Raw genomic sequence first — 20,979 nt, 5'->3', positions numbered from 1 at the left:
GTTTACGTGAACATGGTATCGTGTTTACGTAAACATTCTCTAGAAAATAAATGTAACGCTTTGATAACGGATTAGATTTAAGAGAATAAATGCGATAAATGTAGGAAAGATACACCAACACATTAGCCACCAAAGGCAAGCAGCTATCCTACACACAGTAAACGATCAGAAAGACAGATTATGGGGCAAGGGCGTCGCAAATCAACCAGGACTGGGCCTTCTATCGCAGATGTAGCGAAACTGGCCGGAGTCTCTGCGCAAACTGTTTCCCGCATCTCCACCGGGGCACAAAAAGTCAGCCCCGCAACTAGAGAAAAAGTCCTTGCCGCCATGGCAGAACTCGGCTACGTTCCCAACCGCGCCGCACAGGCGCTCCGCTCAGGGAAATTTGGTGTACTGGGAGTGCTCACCCAACAGATCGAACGTACCGGTGAAGCCCTCACCACCGGCGGGGTAGTAGCCGCCGCCTTAGCAGCTGACTACACCATCGCGTTAGTACAAACCCAAGAACCCCAAAGTGATAGCGGAAAATACCTGGTACGCCGCCTTTCAGAACAATCTATTGACGGACTAATCATCGTCCAAGCCGGTACCAGCACTGACACGGAACTATCCCTTCCCCCCGACCTGCCCGTAGCAGTCGCAGATAGTGGGCTATTACACCGCTACCCGTCAGTTAATGCCGATCAATGCGTGGGAATGCAGCAGGCTATGGAACACCTAATTGGTTTAGGGCACCAGCAAATTGCTCACGTAAGTGGTCCCAAAAACTCACAATCAGCCCTCTTACGACAAAACGAATGGGAAAAAGCCTTAAAAGCAAAAGGGCTTCCCCTAAATCCGGTTTATCAAGGAGACTGGAGCGCACACTCAGGATATCAAGCTGGAAAACAAATCATTCAACAACCGCATATCACTGCGGTAATGTGTGCAAACGACGAAATTGCTTTCGGAGTAATGCGCGCCATCTACGAAGCCGGGTTAAGAGTACCCGAAGATATATCTGTAATTGGGTTTGACGGAATCGAACTGGGCGAATTTGTCCCCGTCCCCCTAACCACCGTCCACCAAGATTTCGCTGCCGCAGGACGCGCCATGGTAGAGCTAGTCATAAAACAGATCGAAAACGGAATTATTACTGACGAATACGAAAAGTTAATCCCCACAAAACTCATTATTAGAGAAAGTACCGCTTTGGTACGCCCTCGAAAATAAACAAAAAGAAGCGCAGAAACCACCGGGCGGGCCGCTGAACCAGCGCAGAAAACACCGCGCGAGGCGCTAAACCAACAGAAAATGCAGCAACTCAACTACTGCAGTAGACTCTAATCACCACTGTTTTCAGCAGCGCGCCGAACCGCCTCCAACATCAACAAAGAAACGTCCTTAACCTCAACCGGAGCAGAAGTAGAAGACAACATCTGCGTACAAAACGGACAACCCGTAGCTACCACAGTCGCTCCCGTCTGCACCGCCTCATCAACGCGCACTTGCGCAATTCTCTCCCCGCGAGTTTCCTCCATCCACGCCCGCGCGCCACCGGCACCACAGCAAAGAGCTCTTTCTTTAGTACGCGGCATCTCCACCAAATCAAGCCCCGCATTAGCTGCCAACAACTCCCGCGGCGGAGAAAACACCTGATTATGCCGCCCCAAATAACAAGGATCATGGAAAGTTACTTTAACAGCATCTTCAGGAGCAGGAGGAGCTAAACGCAGATGCCCCTCACGCACTAAACGATTCAACAACTGCGTATGATGAATCACCTCAAAAGTACCGCCCAATTCCGGGTACTCATTCGCAATCGTATTGAAACAGTGCGCGCAAGAAACCACAATCCGCTTCACAGCCGCATCTTGCAAAGTAGAAATAGCCTGCTCAGCTAACATCTGGAAAAGCAACTCGTTACCAGCTCGGCGCGCCGGATCACCAGTACAGGACTCAGCCGAACCCAATACCCCAAAACGTACTTGCGCCCGCCACAAAAGCTCCGCAATAGCCGCCGTGGTTTTCTTCGCCTTATCATCAAAAGCTCCCGCACAACCGACCCAAAAAACCCAGTCCACTTCAGAAGCGTCAGCAACATCCTCACCAATCACCGGCACCGGAAACTCTAAATTCTTCGCCCAATCCAAACGCTTACGAGCCGCCTGCCCATAAGGATTCCCCTTCGTCTCCAAAGACCTAAAAGGCTTCGCCAAATCACGTGGAAAAGCAGACTCCATCAACACCTGATGCCGCCGCAAATTAATAATATGATCCACATGCTCAATATCCACCGGACACTGATCCACACACGCCCCGCAGGTAGTACAATCCCACAGCGCATCCTCAGAAATAACCTCGCCCACTAAAGCAGACTCAACTAAAGAAACACCCGCCTCAGAAGTATTCCCCGACGCCTGTAAAACCTGCAATAAATCAAAAGAATGCGCCGACTGAGGCCAATCAACCTCAACTAAATTAGAACCCTCCTCAGGCGCAGGCAAAGCCCCCGTAGTTTCCACCGCAGCAACATGGTCACGCAACGCAAGCATCAACAACTTCGGAGAAAGCGGCTTACCAGTATTCCACGCCGGACAAAGCTCTTGACAGCGCCCACACTCAGTACAAGTCGAAAAATCTAACCGCGCTTTCCAAGTCAAATCCGCAGCTGAACCATAACCCAAAACAGCATCATCTGAAAGCGACTCTAAATCTTCATCAGTACGTACCGCAACGCCCTCGACCAAAAGAGGAGGCAGCGCCCCCAAAGACTTCACCCCAGACGGATAACGGCGCGCATAAACATTCACCACCGCTAAGAAACGATGCCAAGCCACCCCCATCGTCGTGACCACACCAACAACCGTCATCCAACTCATGGAGACAAAAATCTTCACCAAAGCTAAAACATACAAGCCACTTAACAAACCATTAACCGGCACTCCCACCAGCAAATCACCCAACCAGCCAGTGAGCGGAAAATGCCAGTAAGTAGCATACTGCGAAGCAAATAAAACCTGCCCAAACTCATCAGCAACATTCAACTTAGCCAAGGCATATTCAATCGCACGTAAACCAATTACCGCCACCACAACTAAAGCAATAATCGCTTCAACAAAAACAGCTTCCCACCGAGTAGAACCCAAAAATCTTGACGCCACCGAACCTTTTCCGCGATTAGGCTCAACTCCAGAAGTAACCCGCTGCCTACCGCCCTCGGCCTCTGCTAAAGAACCAGCACCCGCACGAACGCGCACGAAAACCAGCCAGAAAATCCCCAGCAAACTACCCCACGCAAAAACTTCAATCAACCATTCAAACGGATAAAAATGCGCCAACGGAAGCTGGAAAGCAGGATTAAAAAGCTGACCGTAACCCGTCAATAAAGTCAAGAAAAGAATCGGGAAAGACAGCATAACCAGCCAATGCGCCACCCGCACTCCAGGGCGTCCCTTGAACTCACGATGAGACAAAAGATTCACCAAAAGCATTTTCAAACGAGCACCCGGCTGTGAAAACCTACCCGGCTGAGGCTTTCCCTGTTTCACGCGTGAAACAAGAATGAAAATGGCGCGCGAAAAAGCGTATAAGCCAATGCCCGTAAAAATCAACGCCAAAAACAGGCTAATCAGGCGCACAGTAGTAGGATCCAACCAAAACTCCCAGAAAAGACAATAAACTAACTCCAATTATCTAACTTTCCTAAGAACAGGTAAAGTTAAGCGCCAAAATCGTTGCCAACCAAACTGACCCACCGCCCGAATCAAACATAAATCTACACTAACTGCTACCTTGGAATAAGAACGCAGTGCGCAAAAAGTTAAGAAAATAAACTCACCGGGCCAAGGGACTCTAAAAGTGCTTTTACTACTACTCATACAACTCCTTTCTGCCGCTTGTGCCCCAATCATCACTCGTAAACTAAAACGCAACGCCCTGCTGGTCTTAGCCCTCCCCCTGGCCGCCACTTTTACCTGGACCATTTGGCAAACCCCGCAAGTATTCAGCGAAAGACCGTTAGAAACTAACTTCATCTGGGTGAGTGGGCTTAACCTTTCGTTAAACTTCCAACTAGATCCCCTCGCCTGGCTAATGAGCCTAATCGTCACCGGAATAGGCGCCCTGGTGATGGTCTATGCAAGCCGATATTTCCCTAAAAATGCTGCGGGGCTGCCTCGCTTCACCGCTGTTTTCGCTGGCTTCGCAGCCGCCATGTACGGGCTGGTAATTTCTAACCACCTGATGATGGTATACCTCTTTTGGGAAATGACTACGGTCCTAAGTTTCCTGCTAATCGGACACCACTACGATCGGCGCACCGCCCGAGCCGCCGCCCGCCAAGCAATCCACATCACCTCAGCCGGATCGCTGGCCATGTTCGCCGGATTCATCCTCTTAGCAGTGCCCCACTCCACCACGCAAAACTACTTCATTATTTCTAACCTTTTAGAAGCTATGACCAGTGGAACCTACCCACTGAATACTCCCCAAACCCTTTGTGGAGCATTTTTGATTTTCATTGGTGCCGCCTCAAAATCAGCACTTTTTCCCAACCATTTTTGGCTTCCCGGAGCCATGGCAGCTCCCACCCCCGTCTCAGCTTACCTACATTCAGCTGCCATGGTTAAAGCTGGCGTATTCCTATTCGGGAAACTGGTACCCGGCTTTACCCTCATTCCCGGCTGGTCAGCTACCGTAGTGTTCTTTGGCTTAATCACCATGCTGGTGGGTGGCTACCGAGCCTTAAAACAAACCGATCTAAAACTTGTTTTAGCCTATGGAACCGTGTCACAACTGGGGTTAATCTCTGCCGCCATCGCCTTTGGCTCTGCCCCCGTTTATGCAGCTGCTATTGCCTTACTCTTAGCCCATTCAGTTTTCAAGTCCACCTTATTTATGACCGTGGGGTTAGTGGAAAAACTCACCGGAACCAGAGATCTTCAACAACTGTCCGGTTTAGCTAAAAAACAACCTGCTTTAGCAACAGTAGCGGCAGTGGCAGCAGCATCAATGGCGGGGATTCCGCCGCTACTGGGATATTTAGGAAAAGAAGCGCTATTAACCGCCGGATTATTTGGCACGGAAGCAACTTGGATTACTCCCAGAGGAGAAATCACTTTCCTAATAGCTCTAATAGTCGGCTCTATTTTCACAATTACTTATTCACTTCGGTTTTGGTGGGGGGCGTTTGCTACTAAACCAAAGGTAGCTGCAGTTACCTGTAAACCACTTCCTGCGATTGCTTTCCTCCCTTTAGTTGCTTTAGCAGCTTTAACTTTCTACCTGCCGATTGCCCAGCTTGCCGCTAATCTCCTCAAATTTGGGGAAGTGAAACAGCTTCCTGGACACGCGCACATTGCCTATTGGTCAGGTTGGCAGCCGGCGGCAGTCACGGGAATTATTCTCCTGGCCGGCAGCGGTTTATTCATTTTCCGAGGGCGCTGGGCGCAACTCCAAGCAAAATTAGCGTTCACTCGGTTCAAAGCAGCTGATACCTACCGTTGGTTCTTAGTAATTTTAGAAACCATTGCGGTACGTTTAACTTCTAAAGTACAAAGAGGGAGCCTTCCAGCTGACGTAGCTACAATCACACTGGTTTTGACTGTCCTCTTAGGGTTTGCCGTGGGCTATTCTCTTTACAGTGGAGACTTTACACTCACGGGACTTTACTTTGCAGATTCCCCGGTTCAAGCCGGAGCTGTTTTCGTTGCTATCATCGCTACCATAGTCACTGTTCGCGCTCGCAACCGTTTAAAAGCAGTTTTAGGTTTAGGGGTGATTGGTTTAACTATCGCAGTGATTTTCATAGATTACGGCGCCCCAGACTTAGCTTTAACCCAGTTAGTTGTAGAAGTAGTTTCCCTGGTAGTTTTTGTCCTGGTAGTCAGACACCTGCCGAAATACTTTTCTGCCCGCCCCCTGGCAAGAGCCTTTTGGACTCGGTTAAGTATCGCTATTTTTGTTGGATTAACAGTTGTGTTGGGGGCGTTGCTAACCCAACAGGCGCGTGTTGCCACCGCAGACTCAGTTTTAATCCCTGCTGAAGGCTACGTTTTCGGAGCCGGAGAAAACATTGTAAACGTGATTTTAGTGGACGTGCGAGCCTGGGACACCGTGGGGGAACTTTCCGTTGTGCTGGTCACCGCCACCGGCGTTGCCTCTCTCATTTACCTCACTAAACGCACTGGACAGATCCGTATAAAACGCCCTCGAGAAGCAGGGAAGTGGCTTCCCGGAGCACAGTTTTTGAGTATTGAAAAACGTTCTTTACTGCTAGAAGTGGGAACCCGCCTGCTCTTTCCTGTTTTCTTAGTGGCTTCATTATGGCTACTTTTAATCGGACATAACCAACCCGGAGGCGGCTTTGCCGGAGGAATGCTCGCTGGAATTGCGTTAATCCTACGATATTTGGCTGGGGGTAGACACGAACTGCGCCTTGCACTGCCACTTAATCCTGGAAAACTACTGGGCTTAGGACTATTTTTAGCAACTTTAAGTGGGATTTTACCGGTTTTATTCGGGGACACAATTTTACAAACTACCGAGTTTGACATAGATGTCTTCGGCTTAGGGCACCTGCATTTCACTTCCGCGCTTTTATTAGATATTGGCGTTTACGTGCTGGTGGTTGCTTTAGTTTTAGACATTATTTTGGCTTTAGGAGCACAGATCGAGAAAGAACAGGAGGGCGCTTAATGGTATCGCTTAGCATTATTATCCTGGCAGGCATCCTAGTAGCTGCCGGCACCTACCTGGTAATGGAACGGACTTTAACTCGGATTGTAATTGGGTTAGCGTTCCTAACTCACGGCGTTAATCTGCTGATTCTCAGCGCCGGTGGTGGCAGCGGCAAAGCAGTTTTGCTGGGGCAAAATAATCTGGCAGAAACTGACTTACAGCAAGTTGCTGATCCCCTTCCGCAGGCAATGATGCTAACTGCGATTGTAATCGGTTTAGGTACCACGGCGTTTGGAATGGCGTTAGCATACCGTTCCTTCGTCCTAACAGGGCACGATGAGGTAGTTGATGATATTGAAGATAGGCTGCTGGCTCGTAAAAGTGCGGTTGATGAGAGTCTGACAGAAGCAACCACTGGTGACGAAGATCCAACGGTGGACTATGACGCAGAAGATATCGAGGGCGGTAAGTGATGAACTGGCTTTTACCAATCCCCGTGCTTTTGCCACTCTTTTCCGCTGGATTAGCTCTGTTAGCTTTTCGCCGGCCTCGACTGCAGCAACTCATCTCCCTCCTGACCCTCATAGTGGTGCTCGCGGTGGGAATTAGTTTACTGATTGCAACTAACGCAGCGCCGGTAGTTTTAGATATAGGAAACTGGGCTGCGCCGATTGGAGTTACGCTCATAGCCGATCGGCTTTCAGCTTTAATGCTAGTAGTTTCGCAAATAGTTACCTTAGCTGTTCTTTCATATTCGGTGGCTCAGAACTTAACTGATTCTGACCCTGATGTGCCGATCGTGATTTTCCACCCCACCTATTTGATTTTGGTGGCGGGAGTATCAAATGCGTTTCTCACCGGTGACCTATTTAATCTCTACGTAGGGTTCGAGATTCTCTTGGCTGCTTCTTTTGTATTAATTACTTTAGGCGGGACGCAGGGGCGGACTCGTTCTGGCACAGTTTACGTGGTTATTTCTCTGGTATCTTCCCTTATTTTCTTAATCGGAATCGCCTACGCTTATGCGGCAACTGGAACTGTAAATTTAGCGCAGTTAGCGCTTCGACTACGCGAGATTTCCCCTTCGGCTTCGCTGATTATTGAGTTCACTCTACTGGTAGCATTTGGGATCAAAGCAGCGGTTTTTCCGCTCTCTGCTTGGCTTCCAGATTCTTACCCAACTGCCCCGGCACCAGTTACCGCAGTTTTTGCTGGTTTACTCACTAAAGTGGGTATTTATGCGCTGATTCGTTTAGAGGTACTTTTATTCCCAGGACATGAAACAGATCTTTTACTGGCGATCGTGGGGATCGCCACTATGCTAGTGGGGATTTTAGGTGCGGTTGCACAAGATGATATTAGGCGGATTCTTTCCTTTACTCTGGTTTCCCATATTGGCTTCATGATTTGGGGTTTAGCCCTCCAGTCAGTTGCGGGGATCGCCGCAACTATCTATTACGCTGCCCACCATATTTTGGTGCAGGCGGGACTTTTCCTACTGGTAGGGTTGATTGAAAGATACCGGGGAACTGCTTCCCTGCGGCATTTGGGGGGATTATTACGCGAGCGTCCCCTTTTATCCGTCATGTTTTTGCTTGCGTCTCTTAACCTGATTGGGATTCCACCTTTTTCTGGGTTCATTGGGAAACTTGGTTTAACCCAAGCGTCTGTAACCGTAGCTTCTATTCCGGCGTGGAGTCTTTTAGCAGCTGGCATGGTTACTTCATTTTTAACCCTTTACGTGGTGGTTAAGGTCTGGAACTTCGCTTTTTGGCAACCGGAAGATGACCAGAACGTAATCGACCGGGAAATCACTTTAGAAATGTCGCAGCGTCAGCAGCGTGCCTACCAACGCAGAGAACGTCAGCAGCTTTCTATTGCCGAACAGTCTGAACTACTGCAACTAACTACCAGAACGGAAGCTGAACAAAATACCAGCGGAACTAACTGGCTGATGTACGGGGCAGCTTCAGGACTTTTGATCATCATGTTAGGCATGAGTGTATTCGCGGGAACAATCTACCAATATGCGCAGTCAGCGGCTTTTGACCAAACGACCCGCTACACCTATATTCACTCAGTAATCGGCGAAGATGGGCGCGGAAAGGGGATTTCTAAACACTTGAGAGAAAAAGCCCCCCAATACCTGCAGGAATGGTCAAAGCAGTGGCAAAAGAGCGTATCTGAAGGAGATGAAGAAAAGTGACCAGCCCGCGTTTAGTCTCTTACACTCAGCGGATTTCACCTTTTATCACCCTCTGTTTATGGGCGCTGTGGCTTCTTTTATTCGCTTCTGTAGATTTACTGATCGTCCTCAGTGGCTTATTCGTTGCTTTATTAGTCCAAGTCGCTTTCCCCCTGCCTCATTCGGGGCTATTTAACAGAATTCGGGTGCTTCCCACGCTTTGGCTAATCAGTTATTTTCTGGGGGAGGTCGTTTTAGCTGCCTGGGTGATTAGTGTCCAAGTTATGCGGGTAGTTTTAGTGAAACTAAGGGTGCTTGCACCGCAGCAAGCAAAGATTGAATCTGCAGTTATTGTAGTTCCCTTAACCAGTTCAGAAGACATTATTCTCTCTATGACGGCTGCGATGATTAACCTCATTCCCGGAACTATCGTGTTAGAGATGGAGGTTACGCCGCCAGCTTTAACTCTTCACGTATTCGACTTGCGCCAGCAGGGGGGAGAATCCGCTGTAATTGCCTCTGTTCAAGCTCAGGAAAAACGGATCTTACGTTGTGTATCTAAAGGGAGGCAAGCCTAATGTTGCAGGTACTTTATGGGGCAACTGGAGTGATTATTTTGCTTACGGCGATACTTACTCTCCTGCGGCTTGCCTGGGGACCATCCACCCTTGACCGGGCTGTGGCGGTAGATGTTTTAACAGTTACTGCTTTGGCTGCGGTGACGTTAATTTCGATTCTCTCGCAACGTTCTGAAGTAATGATTTTTGTTGTGATCTTAGCTTTAACAGGTTTTTTCAGCTCCGTAATTGTGGGGCGGTTCGTGCGCGGCGTCGATTGGCATAAGGACGATTCGGCTGGAGAGGAAAAACACTCATGAATGAAGTTCTAACTTATCTGGGGGCGGTTAGTCTTTTCTTAGGAGCGTTAGTGCTTTTGGTAGCAGCGATCGGTATCGTCATATTTGACGACCTCTATGCCCGAATGCACGCGGCCGCTAAACCACAGTGGTTGGGAGTATTTCTTATTGCTTTGGGAATGGCTTTAACACAGCAGACTTGGAAGTGGTTTATCGCTTCAGTTTTAGTGGTTGTCTTTCAGACTATTTCTGCTCCAATCGGGTCGCATATTCTGGCTCGTACCGCTTCCCGTGCTTCGGAACGATAAGGAACAGTAGTTTTACCAGCGTCCTGAGAAAACCACAGGCAATGTTAGAGGCAATTTCGGAATAAGACACAGGAATGACCACTTTATGACACAACCTCACTTGTCTAAAGTGCCCTATGTAAAAATATGAGTGTGCATGGAGATGATAATTTTTCCTTAGAAATGCTGCCCGAAGATGAACTCATTCAAGAAGAATGTGGTGTCTTTGGAGTCTGGGCACCGGGTGAAGAAGTTTCACGATTCACCTACTTTGGCCTATTCGCGCTGCAACACAGAGGACAGCAGTCAGCTGGAATCGCCGTATCAGACGGGCGCGCTATTCGGATTTATAAAGATATGGGATTAGTCTCTCAAGTCTTTGACGATCAAGCTCTCACGGGTCTTAAAGGACACCTGGCAGTCGGTCACGTTCGCTACGCGACAACCGGGGCTGACATATGGGAAAACGCCCAACCTGCCTTAGGGCCAACCCCCACCGGATCAGTTGCCTTAGCACATAATGGAAACCTGACAAACACCCTAGAGCTAAGGAAAAAAGCTTCCGAAATTAGCGATCAGAAAATCAAATCTGAATCAACTGATACCGCAGTTCTCACCGCCCTACTAGGCGCTTACGGGAGCGTTAAAGAAAAATCACAACGTGATGAAACAAAATCACAAGTAGACGTACCCCAAACCGCCCGCGGATCCCTAATTGAAGCTGCTTTAAATGTACTTCCTGAAATTGACGGTGCATTCTCACTTTGTTTCATGGATGAGCGCACCCTCTACGGCGCCCGAGACGCACACGGCATCCGCCCCCTGGTATTAGGACGCTTAGCGCGCGGCTGGGTACTTGCTTCTGAAACCGCAGCCCTGGATATCGTCGGCGCAGACTTTGTACGCGAAATTGAACCCGGAGAATTAATCGCCATTGATTCTGACGGCGTCCGCTCATTCAAATTCGCCCAACCCACTCCACACGGCTGTGCTTTTGAATACCTTTACTTAGCACGGCCCGATACAAAAATTGCTGGAAAATCAATTATCGTGGCACGCCAAGCAATGGGAGCGGCCCTGGCGAAAGAATACCCGATTGATGCCGATCTGGTGATCGCCACCCCAGAGTCTGGAACACCCGCAGCGATTGGCTACGCGCAAGCCTCAGGAATTCCCTACGCCCAAGGGCTGGTAAAAAACGCCTACGTGGGACGTACCTTCATTCAACCAACGCAGTCACTAAGACAACTGGGAATTCGCCTCAAACTAAATCCACTTCGCGAAGTAATCGAAGGGAAAAGACTGGTAGTAGTAGATGATTCAATCGTCCGAGGAAATACCCAAAGAGCCTTAGTCTCCATGCTCCGCGCCGCAGGAGCTAAAGAAGTGCACGTGCGAATTTCCGCTCCACCAGTAATGTGGCCCTGTTTTTTCGGAATCGATTTTCCCACTCGCGCAGAGTTAATCTCCTCCAGTATGGACACTGAAGCGGTTTGCCGTTCAATCGGAGCAGATTCCCTGGGGTACCTAACCTTAGAAGCCCTGGTAGAAGCCACCGGACAACCGAAAGATCGCCTCTGCCTAGCTTGCTTCAACGGAGAATACCCCATGCCTATTCCACCGGGAACTCCCGTGCCCGGTACCCCTGGGGCAACCACCTGCTGATCTTCCCCTGCAAGCACACTAAATTTTAACGAATAGTTTTAAGAACGCCCTCGGAAAAACAAAGGAGCCAAAATGGTTGACTATGCGGAAGCTGGCGTAGATATCGCAGCAGGAGACCAAGCTGTAGAGCTGATGAAAAGTGCAGTCAATGCCTCTCATAATGCCACCGTACGAGCCGGCGCCGGAGGATTCGCGGGGCTGATTGACGCATCCGCGTTAAAAGATATGAAAAAACCACTGTTGGCATCTTCCACAGATGGTGTGGGCACCAAAGTAGCAATCGCCCAAGCCTTAGATATCCACCATACTATCGGGCAAGATCTGGTGGGAATGGTAGTGGATGACCTGGTGGTGATGGGAGCGCGTCCGCTCCTGATGACCGACTACATTGCTACGGGAAAAGTTTTCCCAGAAAAAATTGCTGACATTGTGCGCGGGATTGCAACTGCTTGCGCGGCAGTAGACTGTCCTTTAATCGGCGGGGAAACAGCAGAACACCCCGGTTTAATGGCTCCTGATGAATATGATATTGCCGGGGCAGCTACCGGCGTGGTTGATGAACCGAAACTACTGGGCGCCCACCGCGTCCAAGCCGGTGACATACTCATCGCAATGGGAGCTTCCGGATTGCATTCCAACGGTTACTCACTGGTACGGCGAATAATCGCTGACTCGGGTTGGAAGTGGGAGCGGGAAGTCGCCGAATTTGGGAGAACCCTTGGTGAAGAAGTTCTGGAACCGACTCGCTTATACACGCGTGAATGTCTCACGATTATTGATCAGCATCAAAGCGGAGTCCACGCGCTTTCCCATATTACTGGAGGCGGTTTAGGAGCGAATATTTCCCGGGTTATCCCAGCCGGTTTAACAGCAATCATAGAACGCGATAGCTGGACTGTTCCGCCCGTATTTAACCTGATGCGACAGTTGGGTGAAGTGCCGTGGCCAGCATTAGAAGAAACCCTTAACCTGGGAGTTGGCATGGTGGTAGTAGTTGCTGCCGAGGACGCTGACTCAGTGTTAAAGACATTAGCGCAGCTAAATATGCCTGCTTGGGAACTTGGGCGAGTAGTGACTGCTGAAATCGCCGGAGGAATCACCGGTCGTTTGGTGCAGGGCGCAAAGGGTGTAAATGGCGGCGGAGCTTTATTAGTTGGCGAATACCAGTATTAAGAAGTTCTTCCCGAAAGTGTGTAGGTTAAGACACCGGGTGGCCCACTATTCAATGGGACGTTAATGATTTAATGGGAGGTTAATGTTTAGGGCGCCTGCTTAATAGCAGGCGCCCTAAACAATTGATAGCTATCAGCGATAGTCTTCCCAATCATCTTCCTCGGTTGCGGGAGGAATCTCACCGTATGGTGAGTCCTCTGATTTATTGGCTCCCGAGAGTTCTTTTTGCAAAGCTTCTAAGTCCGTCTCTGGGCTAAAGTACTTCAGCTTACGAGCGACTTTAGTTTGCTTGGCCTTCTGACGGCCGCGCCCCATAGGCGTCGACCCCCTCCACTATCTAACGGAACCTCACGGTTCCTAGACTTCATTAAACTACCTTGCCTATTGTATCGAATTTGTCTCACTTTCTCTATCTGCTAAGCAATTATTTTCCTATGAGGAAAATAGCAAACAGAGGTGAAGTGAAAATACAAGAGGACTTAACAGGATAAACCAGTTTCTTTCTAGGTGTTATAGAGAACTGGTTTATCAAAGAAATGCTTTACACACTTCCAGCAGATAAGCAGCGTTCAGCAGTAATCAGCGTTTTACTAATGCGGCTATCCCCAGGACCGCCACAATAGCTACTCCCGCTAAAATGCCGATATCCTTTGCAGAACCACCTTTAGCGCGTTCTACCGTGTCCAATACCTGTTCTTTTACCACCGAAGTGTAATTTTTAGCGCGTTCTTTCATCTCCGCTACCTGTTCGCGGGGATCAACGCGGTGGGTAATTTCATCCACGGTTGATTGTAAAGCTAGTCGAGTACGTTGAATTTCTGCTTCAATTTCTGCCACCGTACGTGCCTCGCTCATTTACCTAATCCCTTCTTAATCGCGGTGATGTTTAAGTTGATATTTTCTTTTGGATTTGGCTTATCTGCCTGGCCTTTTTTCAGTAGGCTCATTCCCAGTAACGCTAAAATAATCACAATTAAAAGGATGATTCCGGTGGTGATCAGCGAAGCTGCCCAAACTGGAACTACCAGAGCTAAGAGAAGTTCAATCGTGTGGAAAATCCATCCCAGAAGGTAGAGTGCGAATAAACCGGCTCCCGCTAGCAGAACAGCGCCAATCCCCAGTTTCTTCACCATAGAAACAGCTTTAACTTTAGTTAGCTCAATTTCGCCGCGCACTAAAGTAGAGACCTGGGCTGACATTTCAGCAAAAAGTTGTCCCAGTGAAGTGGCACCCCGTGATTGCGTAGTGTTCACAATTGTGACCGGTTCTACGGGTTGGGAACTTTCGGTTGACATTATATTCTCCTAGAGTTTTAGACGTTTCTCTTAGTTTCTCATTTATTAAGGTAGTTTGTCTCTACTAGCTACTTATTTCGATAACCTATTTCTGTGTTGGCAGGGTAAATCTTCTGATTGCACCTGCGGGGGACAGGTTGATTAAGGCAACTAAAGCAAAAGAGGTTTAGGGTCTTAAATCACTGCTTGTCTGCGGATTTGCGTGGGCGATACCGCGATACTGAGAATCCCGAAACTTACCAAGGTTAAGAGTAGCTGCGAAACTAGGGTAGCTATCAGCGGAGTGACCTGGTAGGAAGCATAGTTGAAGGCTGGCGCGGTAGCTTTTACAAATACTGAGTAAGTATTTAGATAGGGGGAACTTAATAGTAAATATCCTCCCAGGGTTCCCAGCCCAACCCCAATCCACGCAAAGAGAAGCGGTAGAGTGGTGGCCATTAAAGTAAGCCGAGTTAGTTTAACGCCGTTTAAGTGTAGGTACCCTAAGTAGCTGCTATGTCTAAGGGTGAATGCGTAGGTGAACCCACCGGCTATCGCTAAAGTTAAAAAAGCTAGGGTCCCTGCTAGTATTCCTCCGAGGATAGGAGCTTTTGCTAGGAGCGCAAAACTCAGTACCAGGCAGGCGGTTAGGGCGGTGAGGATAATAGTTACCCCAGTTAAACGAAAAATATCGTGAAAGATTAGACGAGCGGAGAGTTTAAACATCTTCGGTACCTCGATTAGTAGGCCAGGTAGGATCTGGAATGACTGAGCCGGGAAGCGATTTCAAAATACGTTGAGCTTCATCAAGTAGATGCGCTGAATCAGGATCGAAATTGCGGGTGGGAGCAAGCCTTTGTAGAGTTTCTTCTAAAGTTTCTCCAGGTAAGGGACGCTCTGCTTCGGGTTTGGCGGATCCTTCCCCAGCTGCTTTGGTGAGCTGATCTAAAACAGTCAGATCGATATTTTCTGAATCGTTTACTTCTGCAGGTTCCGTTTGGGTGTTTAAGGACGTTTCTGTTTCATCTGCGTCTAAATCGGATTCCACGGGTCGGTTGGGAAGTGGCAAAATGATGGGGAACTGTCCGGTTACAGCTGGGGCTTCGTCTAGTTCTTCTTCCAGTCGAGCAGAAGCAGGATTAGCTACTAAAACAGGTGGGTAAGCCAGTTCAGCTAGGTAGCTGGTGAAGTTAGCGATATTTTCTGGTTCGTTTGGCCCAGCCAGTTCAACGATTATTTCCCCATTTCTGATTACCAGCACGCGATCAGCAAGGGCAGCGATAGCCGGGTCGCTGGTTGAGTAGATGGCAGTTAGCTTATGTTCAGAAACAACTTTAAGTAGCGTCTGGAGGGCCAGGGCAGTGTCTTCTGGAGTCATTCGCCGAGTGGGATTATCGGCAAAGAGGATTTGGGATTTTTTCCCGAGGGCGGCTGCTAACGCAACAGTTTGTTTCGCACTGTCACTGAGTTCATCCATCGACTTATCTAGATGCGGGGAAAGGCCAAGTCCGTCAATGATTTCTTCGAGGTAATCAACGGGCTTTTGGCTAAGTGCGGTAGTTATTTCAGTGATTGCTCGTTTAACTTTTTTTCCCTGCGGGGCCGGTGGGTTAGCTTTGAGGAAACTGAAATATTCGCTGCGCAGCTGGGTAGCTTTTTTGGGGGCCAGGTCGTTGAGATAGTAGCCCGCTAGGGTGAGCATCCCATCGGCAGGGGATAGTCCCGCTAACGTATTTAACAAAGTGGTTTTTCCAGTTCCGGACGCACCTAAAATCGCGATGATTTCTCCGGTGTGGATCTCAAAACTGAGATGGTGTTTCAACCCTTTGTTTAAGTAACGTAGGTTCTCTACTTTGAGAACGGTATTTTCTGGCGTGGTGGTAATTGGCTTTTCGCTCATAGGTCTAATTGTCTCTTATTCGAGATTTTTTCGCTATGGTTTCGTCAAGGTGATTCAAAATATGTTTAAAGCCCGAAGAAATAAATTCTTCGGGCTTTAGACTGTGCCTCCGACCGGCGTCGATCCGGTGACCTTTCGATTTTCAGTCGAACGCTCTACCAACTGAGCTACAGAGGCAAGATTGTCAGAAAAGACTATTTAGTTTTAGTTTCGCTGGCAATCCAGCGACCCCGACCGGGCTCGAACCGGCGACCTCCGCCGTGACAGGGCGGCGCGCTAACCGACTGCGCTACGGGGCCTTAAGACTTCATCAGCTTAGCTTGTTTTTAGGTGTATTTGCAAATTTACAACCTAAATCCCCGCTGTGACCCTTATCCCACTGAAAGGTTTTCAGATATTTTGGGGATTTTCCAATAAATGGGGGCTGCTTTTAAGAGCTGGTAAAAGATGCTTTTAGGTAGCCTGCGGGGAAATCAAAAGCCCCGACTGGATCAGTCGGGGCTGTGATGGTGGGCCCACAGGGAATCGAACCCTGAACCCACAGATTAAAAGTCTGTTGCTCTGCCAATTGAGCTATAGGCCCATCAGAAAATAAGTTTAGCGGTTTTTCCGCTAATGTACAAAACTACTTTCGTTTAGTGTTAAAAAAGCCATAAATTCCCAGCAAAAATAGGCTGGTGAGGACAGCGGCAATCCACGAAAAAATCCCCCCGGGACGGGTGAGAGAAATACCTGCCGTCCAACCGCCTAAGAAACTACCTAAAGTTCCTAAGGAAACTGTCCAGACTAAAATACTGGTTTCATTTCCTTTCATAAAAAGACGTGCAATGGCCCCTAAAAGCGCGCCAATAACTATGAAGCCAACTATTCCGGTGGTACCCATATTAGATTTCTTTCGGTTTTGCAGAAGATTGTGAGGAAGTGGCCAGCCAAACTGAAATTGAAATTAAAATCAATCCGATTAAACCACTTAAGGTGGGGATCTGCTGTAAAACTATCACCCCGATCACCATTGAAGATGCTGGTAGTAACGCATTCAATAGCGAAAAAGTTGGCGCATCTAAACGTCTGAGAATAATCTGATCCAAAGAGTAGGGGATTAAAGTCGAAAATAAAGCTACCGCCCCTAAAGCTAAGAATAGTTGCCCATCTTGAAAAACAGTGGGAATCGAACTAAGCCCAAAAGGAGCATAGGCAATTGCGGCAGCGAAAGCGCCGATCGCTAAAGAATGTAACCCGCCTTGAGCAGAAACTTGCTTCCCTAAAATAATGTACCCAGCCCATAGCGCGCCAGCTAAGAACGAAAAGAACAATCCCAACCCAATTTCGGGGGCGCTTAAATCCAGAGCAAAGCCGGAAATACTCACCACCCCAAATAACGCTAAAAAGGCAGCTATCCGCGCCCTTTGGGAACGATTTAAGCTGATAGCCACCGCCACTGGGCCCAGAAACTCTAAAGAAACTACAACTCCCAGATCGATCCGCGCTAACGCTTCGTAGAAAACGATATTCATTCCTGCCATTATCAGGCCAAAAAAGATCGCATTGCGTAGCTGCGTTAGCGTATAGCCAACTTGCCAGGGTCTTTGCCAAAGAAAGAGCACCACCCCAGCTAAAGCGAACCGCCACCAGGCGGTAGCTGCGGGGGAGAGAGAAGCGAATACTCCAACTGCCACGGCAGCTCCAACATACTGGGTTAAACCCGAAAAAATAAAAAGTAAAGGTGCTGGAGTTTTGGAAAGAATCTGACTGAGCAACTTAGTGGAAAGCTCCTTTAGAGTCGAAGGTTAGTTTTGTTCCTCAAAAGATAAGCTAATCGAGTTCATACAGTAGCGCTGCCCCGTTGGCGTTTGGGGAGCGTCGTCAAAAATGTGCCCCAAATGTGAATCACAGTTTGCGCAACGCACTTCCGTGCGTACCATTCCATGGGAAGTATCTTCTAAAAGGCGAACGGCAGCGTCCTCGGCTGCATAAAATGAGGGCCAGCCACAGTGAGAATCAAACTTTGTTTCGGACTTGAATAAAACTGCCTGACAAGCCCGGCAACGGTAGGTGCCCACTCGATTTTCGTGGAGCAGTTCCCCGGTGCCAGGCCGTTCCGTACCAGCTTCACGAAGTACGTGATATTCCATCGGAGTGAGGATTTCTTTCCACTGAGAATTAGTGCGCTTAGCAGCTTCTAAATCAACTATTATTTCTTTCATTTTTATCCTTTTGTAAATCGTGTTCGGTGCGGATCTTTGCCTGCGCCTCAGGGGAGGCGGCAAAACGAGAAAGCGCGTCATCTAAAGTTATTTCTCCGTCGCGTAAAGCACGCATAACAGTAGTGACTTCTCTTTGTTGGAAGGCTTCAATCCCGGGCCCTTGGGTGAGTTTGGCTCGCTCATCCGCATCTTCACTACCTGAATATAGACGATCTGAGCGGGTAGAGGAATCTGCTGGCTTCACTAACTGATTAACTTCCAGCAGATCTGAAGCGCTTAACACAACCGTTTCAGAAGTTCCCACGGGCTTTGGGAGGGGAGCAGCTACTTTTTTGGAAGCGGTTTCAGCCGCGTCCTCTTGCTGATGTAACTCATTTACTCGATCGCGGATACGTTTGCGACGCACTTTTTCAGCGCGTTTTTTAGACGCTTGTAACCGAGCTTCCTGGGCTGTTTTAGCTGGTTCAATAAGTGGTTTAGCTCCCAAACCAGGGGGAGTTTGCAAAGTGTTAGTATCGTCAATATTTTCTAAGGCAGTTAGTTCCTGGGCTAAGCGAACTATCTCTTCGTCACTGCGATTATGGCTCACTACTTTAATTTCTTCTTGCTGCCAACGCACTCTAGAAAGAGAGTAAGGAGCATTTTCAACCAGCCAACGCACCAGGTTTTCACGTAGATAGCACTTGAGGTCCCACAGGTTGCCTGAGTTTTCAGCAGAAACAACTACCCGCACTAAAATCCACTGCTCATTGGAATCGGTTACCTGCACATTTACAGTTCGCTGATCCCACAGTTCTGTTTGGGAAAGAAGACGATCAACTTCTTGGCGGATTAAAGCGATGGGAGCGCGCCAATCCAGGTGTAACTCAACTGTCCCCAATAGTTTCGTATGAACTCTGGTCCAGTTTTCAAAACGATTTTTAGTGAAAGTTGTTGAAGGTAAAATCACCCGCCGATCATCCCAAATCCGCAGCACCACGTAGGTGAGGGTAATTTCTTCAACTGTGCCGTTCATCCCATCGACGCTCAGGTAGTCACCCACCCGAATTGCGTCGGTGAAAGTTAGTTGTAAACCGGCAAATGTATTACTTAAAGAATCTTGAGCTGCTAAACCGGCAACGATTGAGATTACACCGGCGGAAGCTAAGACTGAGCCCATTAGGACACGCGCATCAGGGAAAGAAAGGATAATGGCGACTATAGTAAAGACCGCAATCGCAACTTGGAAAATCCGGCGTAGCATTTGCGCTTGCGTGGTAAGTCTGCGAGAAGAGTATCCTTCAGCTCGCATAACGGCGATATCTTCAATGGCGCGGGCAGCTACGAAGCAAAGCCAACCAACTACTAAAATCGTCAGGATAAAAACTGCGTGTTGCGCATAGGGCATCCAGGGGCTGTCTAAACCAAAACGGTTCATGGTGTACTGCATTCCAAGCCAGGCGCCCACGATCGGGAAGAAAGATAGGAAAGGGGTGCGCACCCGTTTTTGGATTGCGCGGATGCTTTCATGGCGACGTGCTAAAAGGCGCACCATAGTCCACAAAATTACCCCAACTAGCAGGGCTATAGTTGCGCCTCCAACAATTCCTAATGCGAATTGCAAAAGATCGACGGCTCCTTTAGCTACCGTCTCAGTATTAGTGTCCATGCCATTAGACTACCTGGTTCATAGGAAGCAAGTGTTTTATATTTCTGAGAATTTCCAGAAAAAACCGGCGGTGAGCAGGGTCACATGAAATGGATTTGCAGTTTAGTGTGGATATTGCATAGACTTAAATAGTTCCAAACGGGAGAACGAGTGAGTAAAACTCAAACGGGATTCCAAGCAGAACAATAGGCCCCCATCGTCTAGCGGCCTAGGACACCGCCCTTTCACGGCGGCGGCACGGGTTCGAATCCCGTTGGGGGTACTATTTCAATTTTGGCCCCGTAGCGCAGTCGGTTAGCGCGCCGCCCTGTCACGGCGGAGGTCGCCGGTTCGAGCCCGGTCGGGGTCGCCACAAATCCCCTCGCAAAAGCGAGGGTTTTTCTGTATCCTAGAAAGTTCAAAGCAGAACTTCTCAACCAACTGGAGAAACATGTCTAGGTTTCGTCGTCCCGCCATGTTAAGCGCCGAACAGGCTGAAAATATAATCGGTGCAGAAGATCCCGCCGCCACTTTACACGTAGCCAATACTGCAGCACGTTCCCTAATTGGTTTAGCCGATGAAGACTTTAGCCCCGCAGCAATCGAACACCTGGTAGAAACTATTACAACCAGCGGCATAGACCTGGTTGCTGACCTATGGGAAGAACAACCGGCTTTCACTTTAGCCGGTGCATTTTGGAGACTTTACTTATTCCAACAATGGTATCGCCGTGACAAAGAGACAGTTGAAGAACGCTACCAAAATGGGTTAGCCGTCCTCCAACAAGCTGGGCAAACTAATAACACAGAAAACTTGAACCTGAGCGACCTCGATCAGGAAATTGAAAAAATCTTCACCGCCCAACTGCAAATCCAAGCTACCGAGTGGGGGAAACTTGCCCCCCTGCTTACTTTGGCAGCTACCGCCATGTGGGTGCTGGCCACCGGAGCAGCCTACGGAAGTAACTGGATTGAAAGTGACCAAGATGAGTTGGCCACAGAAGTTACCCGCCGAGCTAAAGCCCTCACTTTAACCGCAAAAGAACTAAAACTTGCCGCAGATCGCGACCAAACAGGGAACTTAATCTGAGAAAAAAGACTATTTTGCATCATAGTCTGCCCTCGTCCAACTGAGCTAAACACGG

At 48.7% G+C, this 20,979-nt stretch carries 20 protein-coding genes and 5 tRNA genes; 12 read left to right on the top strand and 13 right to left on the bottom strand.

Annotation, left to right across the window (positions count from 1 at the left end; genetic code table 11):
- Positions 1-180: 180 nt before the first annotated feature.
- Entirely contained in the window at positions 181-1,215 is a 1,035-nt protein-coding gene (locus NXS08_RS04330; protein WP_259137688.1) for a LacI family DNA-binding transcriptional regulator, read from the top strand.
- A 110-nt stretch (positions 1,216-1,325) separates the two neighbouring features.
- Here NXS08_RS04330 and NXS08_RS04325 read toward each other — a convergent pair whose 3' ends face one another.
- Entirely contained in the window at positions 1,326-3,674 is a 2,349-nt protein-coding gene (locus NXS08_RS04325) for a (Fe-S)-binding protein (RefSeq protein WP_259137686.1), read from the bottom strand.
- Positions 3,675-3,843: 169 nt separating this feature from the next.
- Between NXS08_RS04325 and NXS08_RS04320 the strand changes: the two genes are divergently transcribed.
- The 8 genes from NXS08_RS04320 to purM all read left to right on the top strand — a co-directional run bounded on the left by NXS08_RS04320 (position 3,844) and on the right by purM (position 12,829).
- Entirely contained in the window at positions 3,844-6,681 is a 2,838-nt protein-coding gene (locus tag NXS08_RS04320; RefSeq protein WP_259137683.1) for a Na+/H+ antiporter subunit A, read from the top strand.
- Positions 6,681-7,136 (top strand): NADH-quinone oxidoreductase subunit K, encoded by a 456-nt coding sequence (locus NXS08_RS04315; protein WP_259137681.1) that lies wholly within the window; start codon positions 6,681-6,683, stop codon positions 7,134-7,136. Before NXS08_RS04320 ends, NXS08_RS04315 begins: the two co-directional genes overlap by 1 nt.
- On the top strand, positions 7,136-8,869 hold the full coding sequence (locus tag NXS08_RS04310; protein WP_259137679.1) for a Na+/H+ antiporter subunit D: 1,734 nt from the start codon (positions 7,136-7,138) through the stop codon (positions 8,867-8,869). The genes NXS08_RS04315 and NXS08_RS04310 overlap by 1 nt, the downstream gene beginning before the upstream one ends.
- A complete protein-coding gene (locus NXS08_RS04305) occupies positions 8,866-9,426 on the top strand; it encodes a Na+/H+ antiporter subunit E (RefSeq protein WP_259137676.1) in 561 nt (186 codons plus the stop codon). The genes NXS08_RS04310 and NXS08_RS04305 overlap by 4 nt, the downstream gene beginning before the upstream one ends.
- Positions 9,426-9,725 (top strand): MrpF/PhaF family protein, encoded by a 300-nt coding sequence (locus NXS08_RS04300; protein WP_259137673.1) that lies wholly within the window; start codon positions 9,426-9,428, stop codon positions 9,723-9,725. Before NXS08_RS04305 ends, NXS08_RS04300 begins: the two co-directional genes overlap by 1 nt.
- Positions 9,722-10,012 carry a monovalent cation/H(+) antiporter subunit G gene (gene mnhG, locus NXS08_RS04295; protein WP_259137671.1) on the top strand — a complete coding sequence of 97 codons (291 nt, stop codon included), beginning with the start codon at positions 9,722-9,724 and terminating at the stop codon, positions 10,010-10,012. Before NXS08_RS04300 ends, mnhG begins: the two co-directional genes overlap by 4 nt.
- Positions 10,013-10,174: 162 nt before the next feature.
- The gene (purF, locus tag NXS08_RS04290) at positions 10,175-11,656 is read left to right on the top strand and encodes an amidophosphoribosyltransferase (RefSeq protein WP_259138036.1); all 1,482 of its coding nucleotides are present in this window, start codon (positions 10,175-10,177) and stop codon (positions 11,654-11,656) included.
- Positions 11,657-11,728: 72 nt separating this feature from the next.
- Positions 11,729-12,829, top strand: coding sequence for a phosphoribosylformylglycinamidine cyclo-ligase (gene purM, locus NXS08_RS04285; protein ID WP_259137668.1), 1,101 nt, complete (start codon positions 11,729-11,731; stop codon positions 12,827-12,829).
- 132 nt (positions 12,830-12,961) lie between these two features.
- Here the strand turns inward: purM and NXS08_RS04280 are convergent, their stop codons facing one another.
- The 12 genes from NXS08_RS04280 to NXS08_RS04225 form a co-directional block, all read right to left on the bottom strand.
- On the bottom strand, positions 12,962-13,144 hold the full coding sequence (locus NXS08_RS04280) for a DUF3073 domain-containing protein (protein WP_259137667.1): 183 nt from the start codon (positions 13,142-13,144) through the stop codon (positions 12,962-12,964).
- 264 nt (positions 13,145-13,408) lie between these two features.
- Positions 13,409-13,684 (bottom strand): DUF3618 domain-containing protein, encoded by a 276-nt coding sequence (locus NXS08_RS04275; RefSeq protein WP_259137664.1) that lies wholly within the window; start codon positions 13,682-13,684, stop codon positions 13,409-13,411.
- A complete protein-coding gene (locus NXS08_RS04270) occupies positions 13,681-14,124 on the bottom strand; it encodes a phage holin family protein (RefSeq protein WP_259137661.1) in 444 nt (147 codons plus the stop codon). The genes NXS08_RS04275 and NXS08_RS04270 overlap by 4 nt, the downstream gene beginning before the upstream one ends.
- 174 nt (positions 14,125-14,298) lie before the next feature.
- On the bottom strand, positions 14,299-14,829 hold the full coding sequence (locus NXS08_RS04265; RefSeq protein ID WP_259137658.1) for a hypothetical protein: 531 nt from the start codon (positions 14,827-14,829) through the stop codon (positions 14,299-14,301).
- Positions 14,822-16,003, bottom strand: coding sequence for an ATP-binding cassette domain-containing protein (locus NXS08_RS04260; RefSeq protein ID WP_259137656.1), 1,182 nt, complete (start codon positions 16,001-16,003; stop codon positions 14,822-14,824). The genes NXS08_RS04265 and NXS08_RS04260 overlap by 8 nt, the downstream gene beginning before the upstream one ends.
- Positions 16,004-16,107: 104 nt before the next feature.
- Positions 16,108-16,180, bottom strand: a tRNA-Phe gene (locus tag NXS08_RS04255).
- 48 nt (positions 16,181-16,228) lie between these two features.
- Positions 16,229-16,302 (bottom strand) — tRNA-Asp (locus tag NXS08_RS04250).
- A gap of 208 nt (positions 16,303-16,510) precedes the next feature.
- A tRNA-Lys gene (locus tag NXS08_RS04245) sits at positions 16,511-16,586 on the bottom strand.
- Positions 16,587-16,628: 42 nt separating this feature from the next.
- The gene (locus NXS08_RS04240; protein WP_259137653.1) at positions 16,629-16,886 is read right to left on the bottom strand and encodes a GlsB/YeaQ/YmgE family stress response membrane protein; all 258 of its coding nucleotides are present in this window, start codon (positions 16,884-16,886) and stop codon (positions 16,629-16,631) included.
- Between the two features lies 1 nt (position 16,887).
- Complete coding sequence (locus NXS08_RS04235; RefSeq protein WP_259137649.1) at positions 16,888-17,760, bottom strand: DMT family transporter; 873 nt, start codon at positions 17,758-17,760, stop codon at positions 16,888-16,890.
- A gap of 30 nt (positions 17,761-17,790) precedes the next feature.
- Positions 17,791-18,207: a peptide-methionine (R)-S-oxide reductase MsrB gene (gene msrB / locus NXS08_RS04230; RefSeq protein ID WP_259137647.1), complete on the bottom strand. Its 417-nt coding sequence runs from the start codon at positions 18,205-18,207 to the stop codon at positions 17,791-17,793.
- The gene (locus NXS08_RS04225) at positions 18,188-19,855 is read right to left on the bottom strand and encodes a mechanosensitive ion channel family protein (protein WP_259137643.1); all 1,668 of its coding nucleotides are present in this window, start codon (positions 19,853-19,855) and stop codon (positions 18,188-18,190) included. The genes msrB and NXS08_RS04225 overlap by 20 nt, the downstream gene beginning before the upstream one ends.
- A gap of 189 nt (positions 19,856-20,044) precedes the next feature.
- Between NXS08_RS04225 and NXS08_RS04220 the strand changes: the two genes are divergently transcribed.
- From NXS08_RS04220 to NXS08_RS04210, 3 genes are all read left to right on the top strand, one after another.
- Positions 20,045-20,117 (top strand) — tRNA-Glu (locus NXS08_RS04220).
- Between the two features lie 13 nt (positions 20,118-20,130).
- Positions 20,131-20,207: transfer RNA gene (locus tag NXS08_RS04215), tRNA-Asp, on the top strand.
- A gap of 78 nt (positions 20,208-20,285) precedes the next feature.
- Positions 20,286-20,924, top strand: coding sequence for a hypothetical protein (locus NXS08_RS04210; protein ID WP_259137642.1), 639 nt, complete (start codon positions 20,286-20,288; stop codon positions 20,922-20,924).
- The last annotated feature ends 55 nt before the right edge of the window (positions 20,925-20,979 follow it).

The organism is Gleimia sp. 6138-11-ORH1, assembly GCF_024814355.1.
Lineage (GTDB): Bacteria > Actinomycetota > Actinomycetes > Actinomycetales > Actinomycetaceae > Gleimia.
The sequence above is the reverse complement of the archived record's forward strand: the minus strand, read 5'-3'. Positions and strand labels throughout refer to the sequence as shown.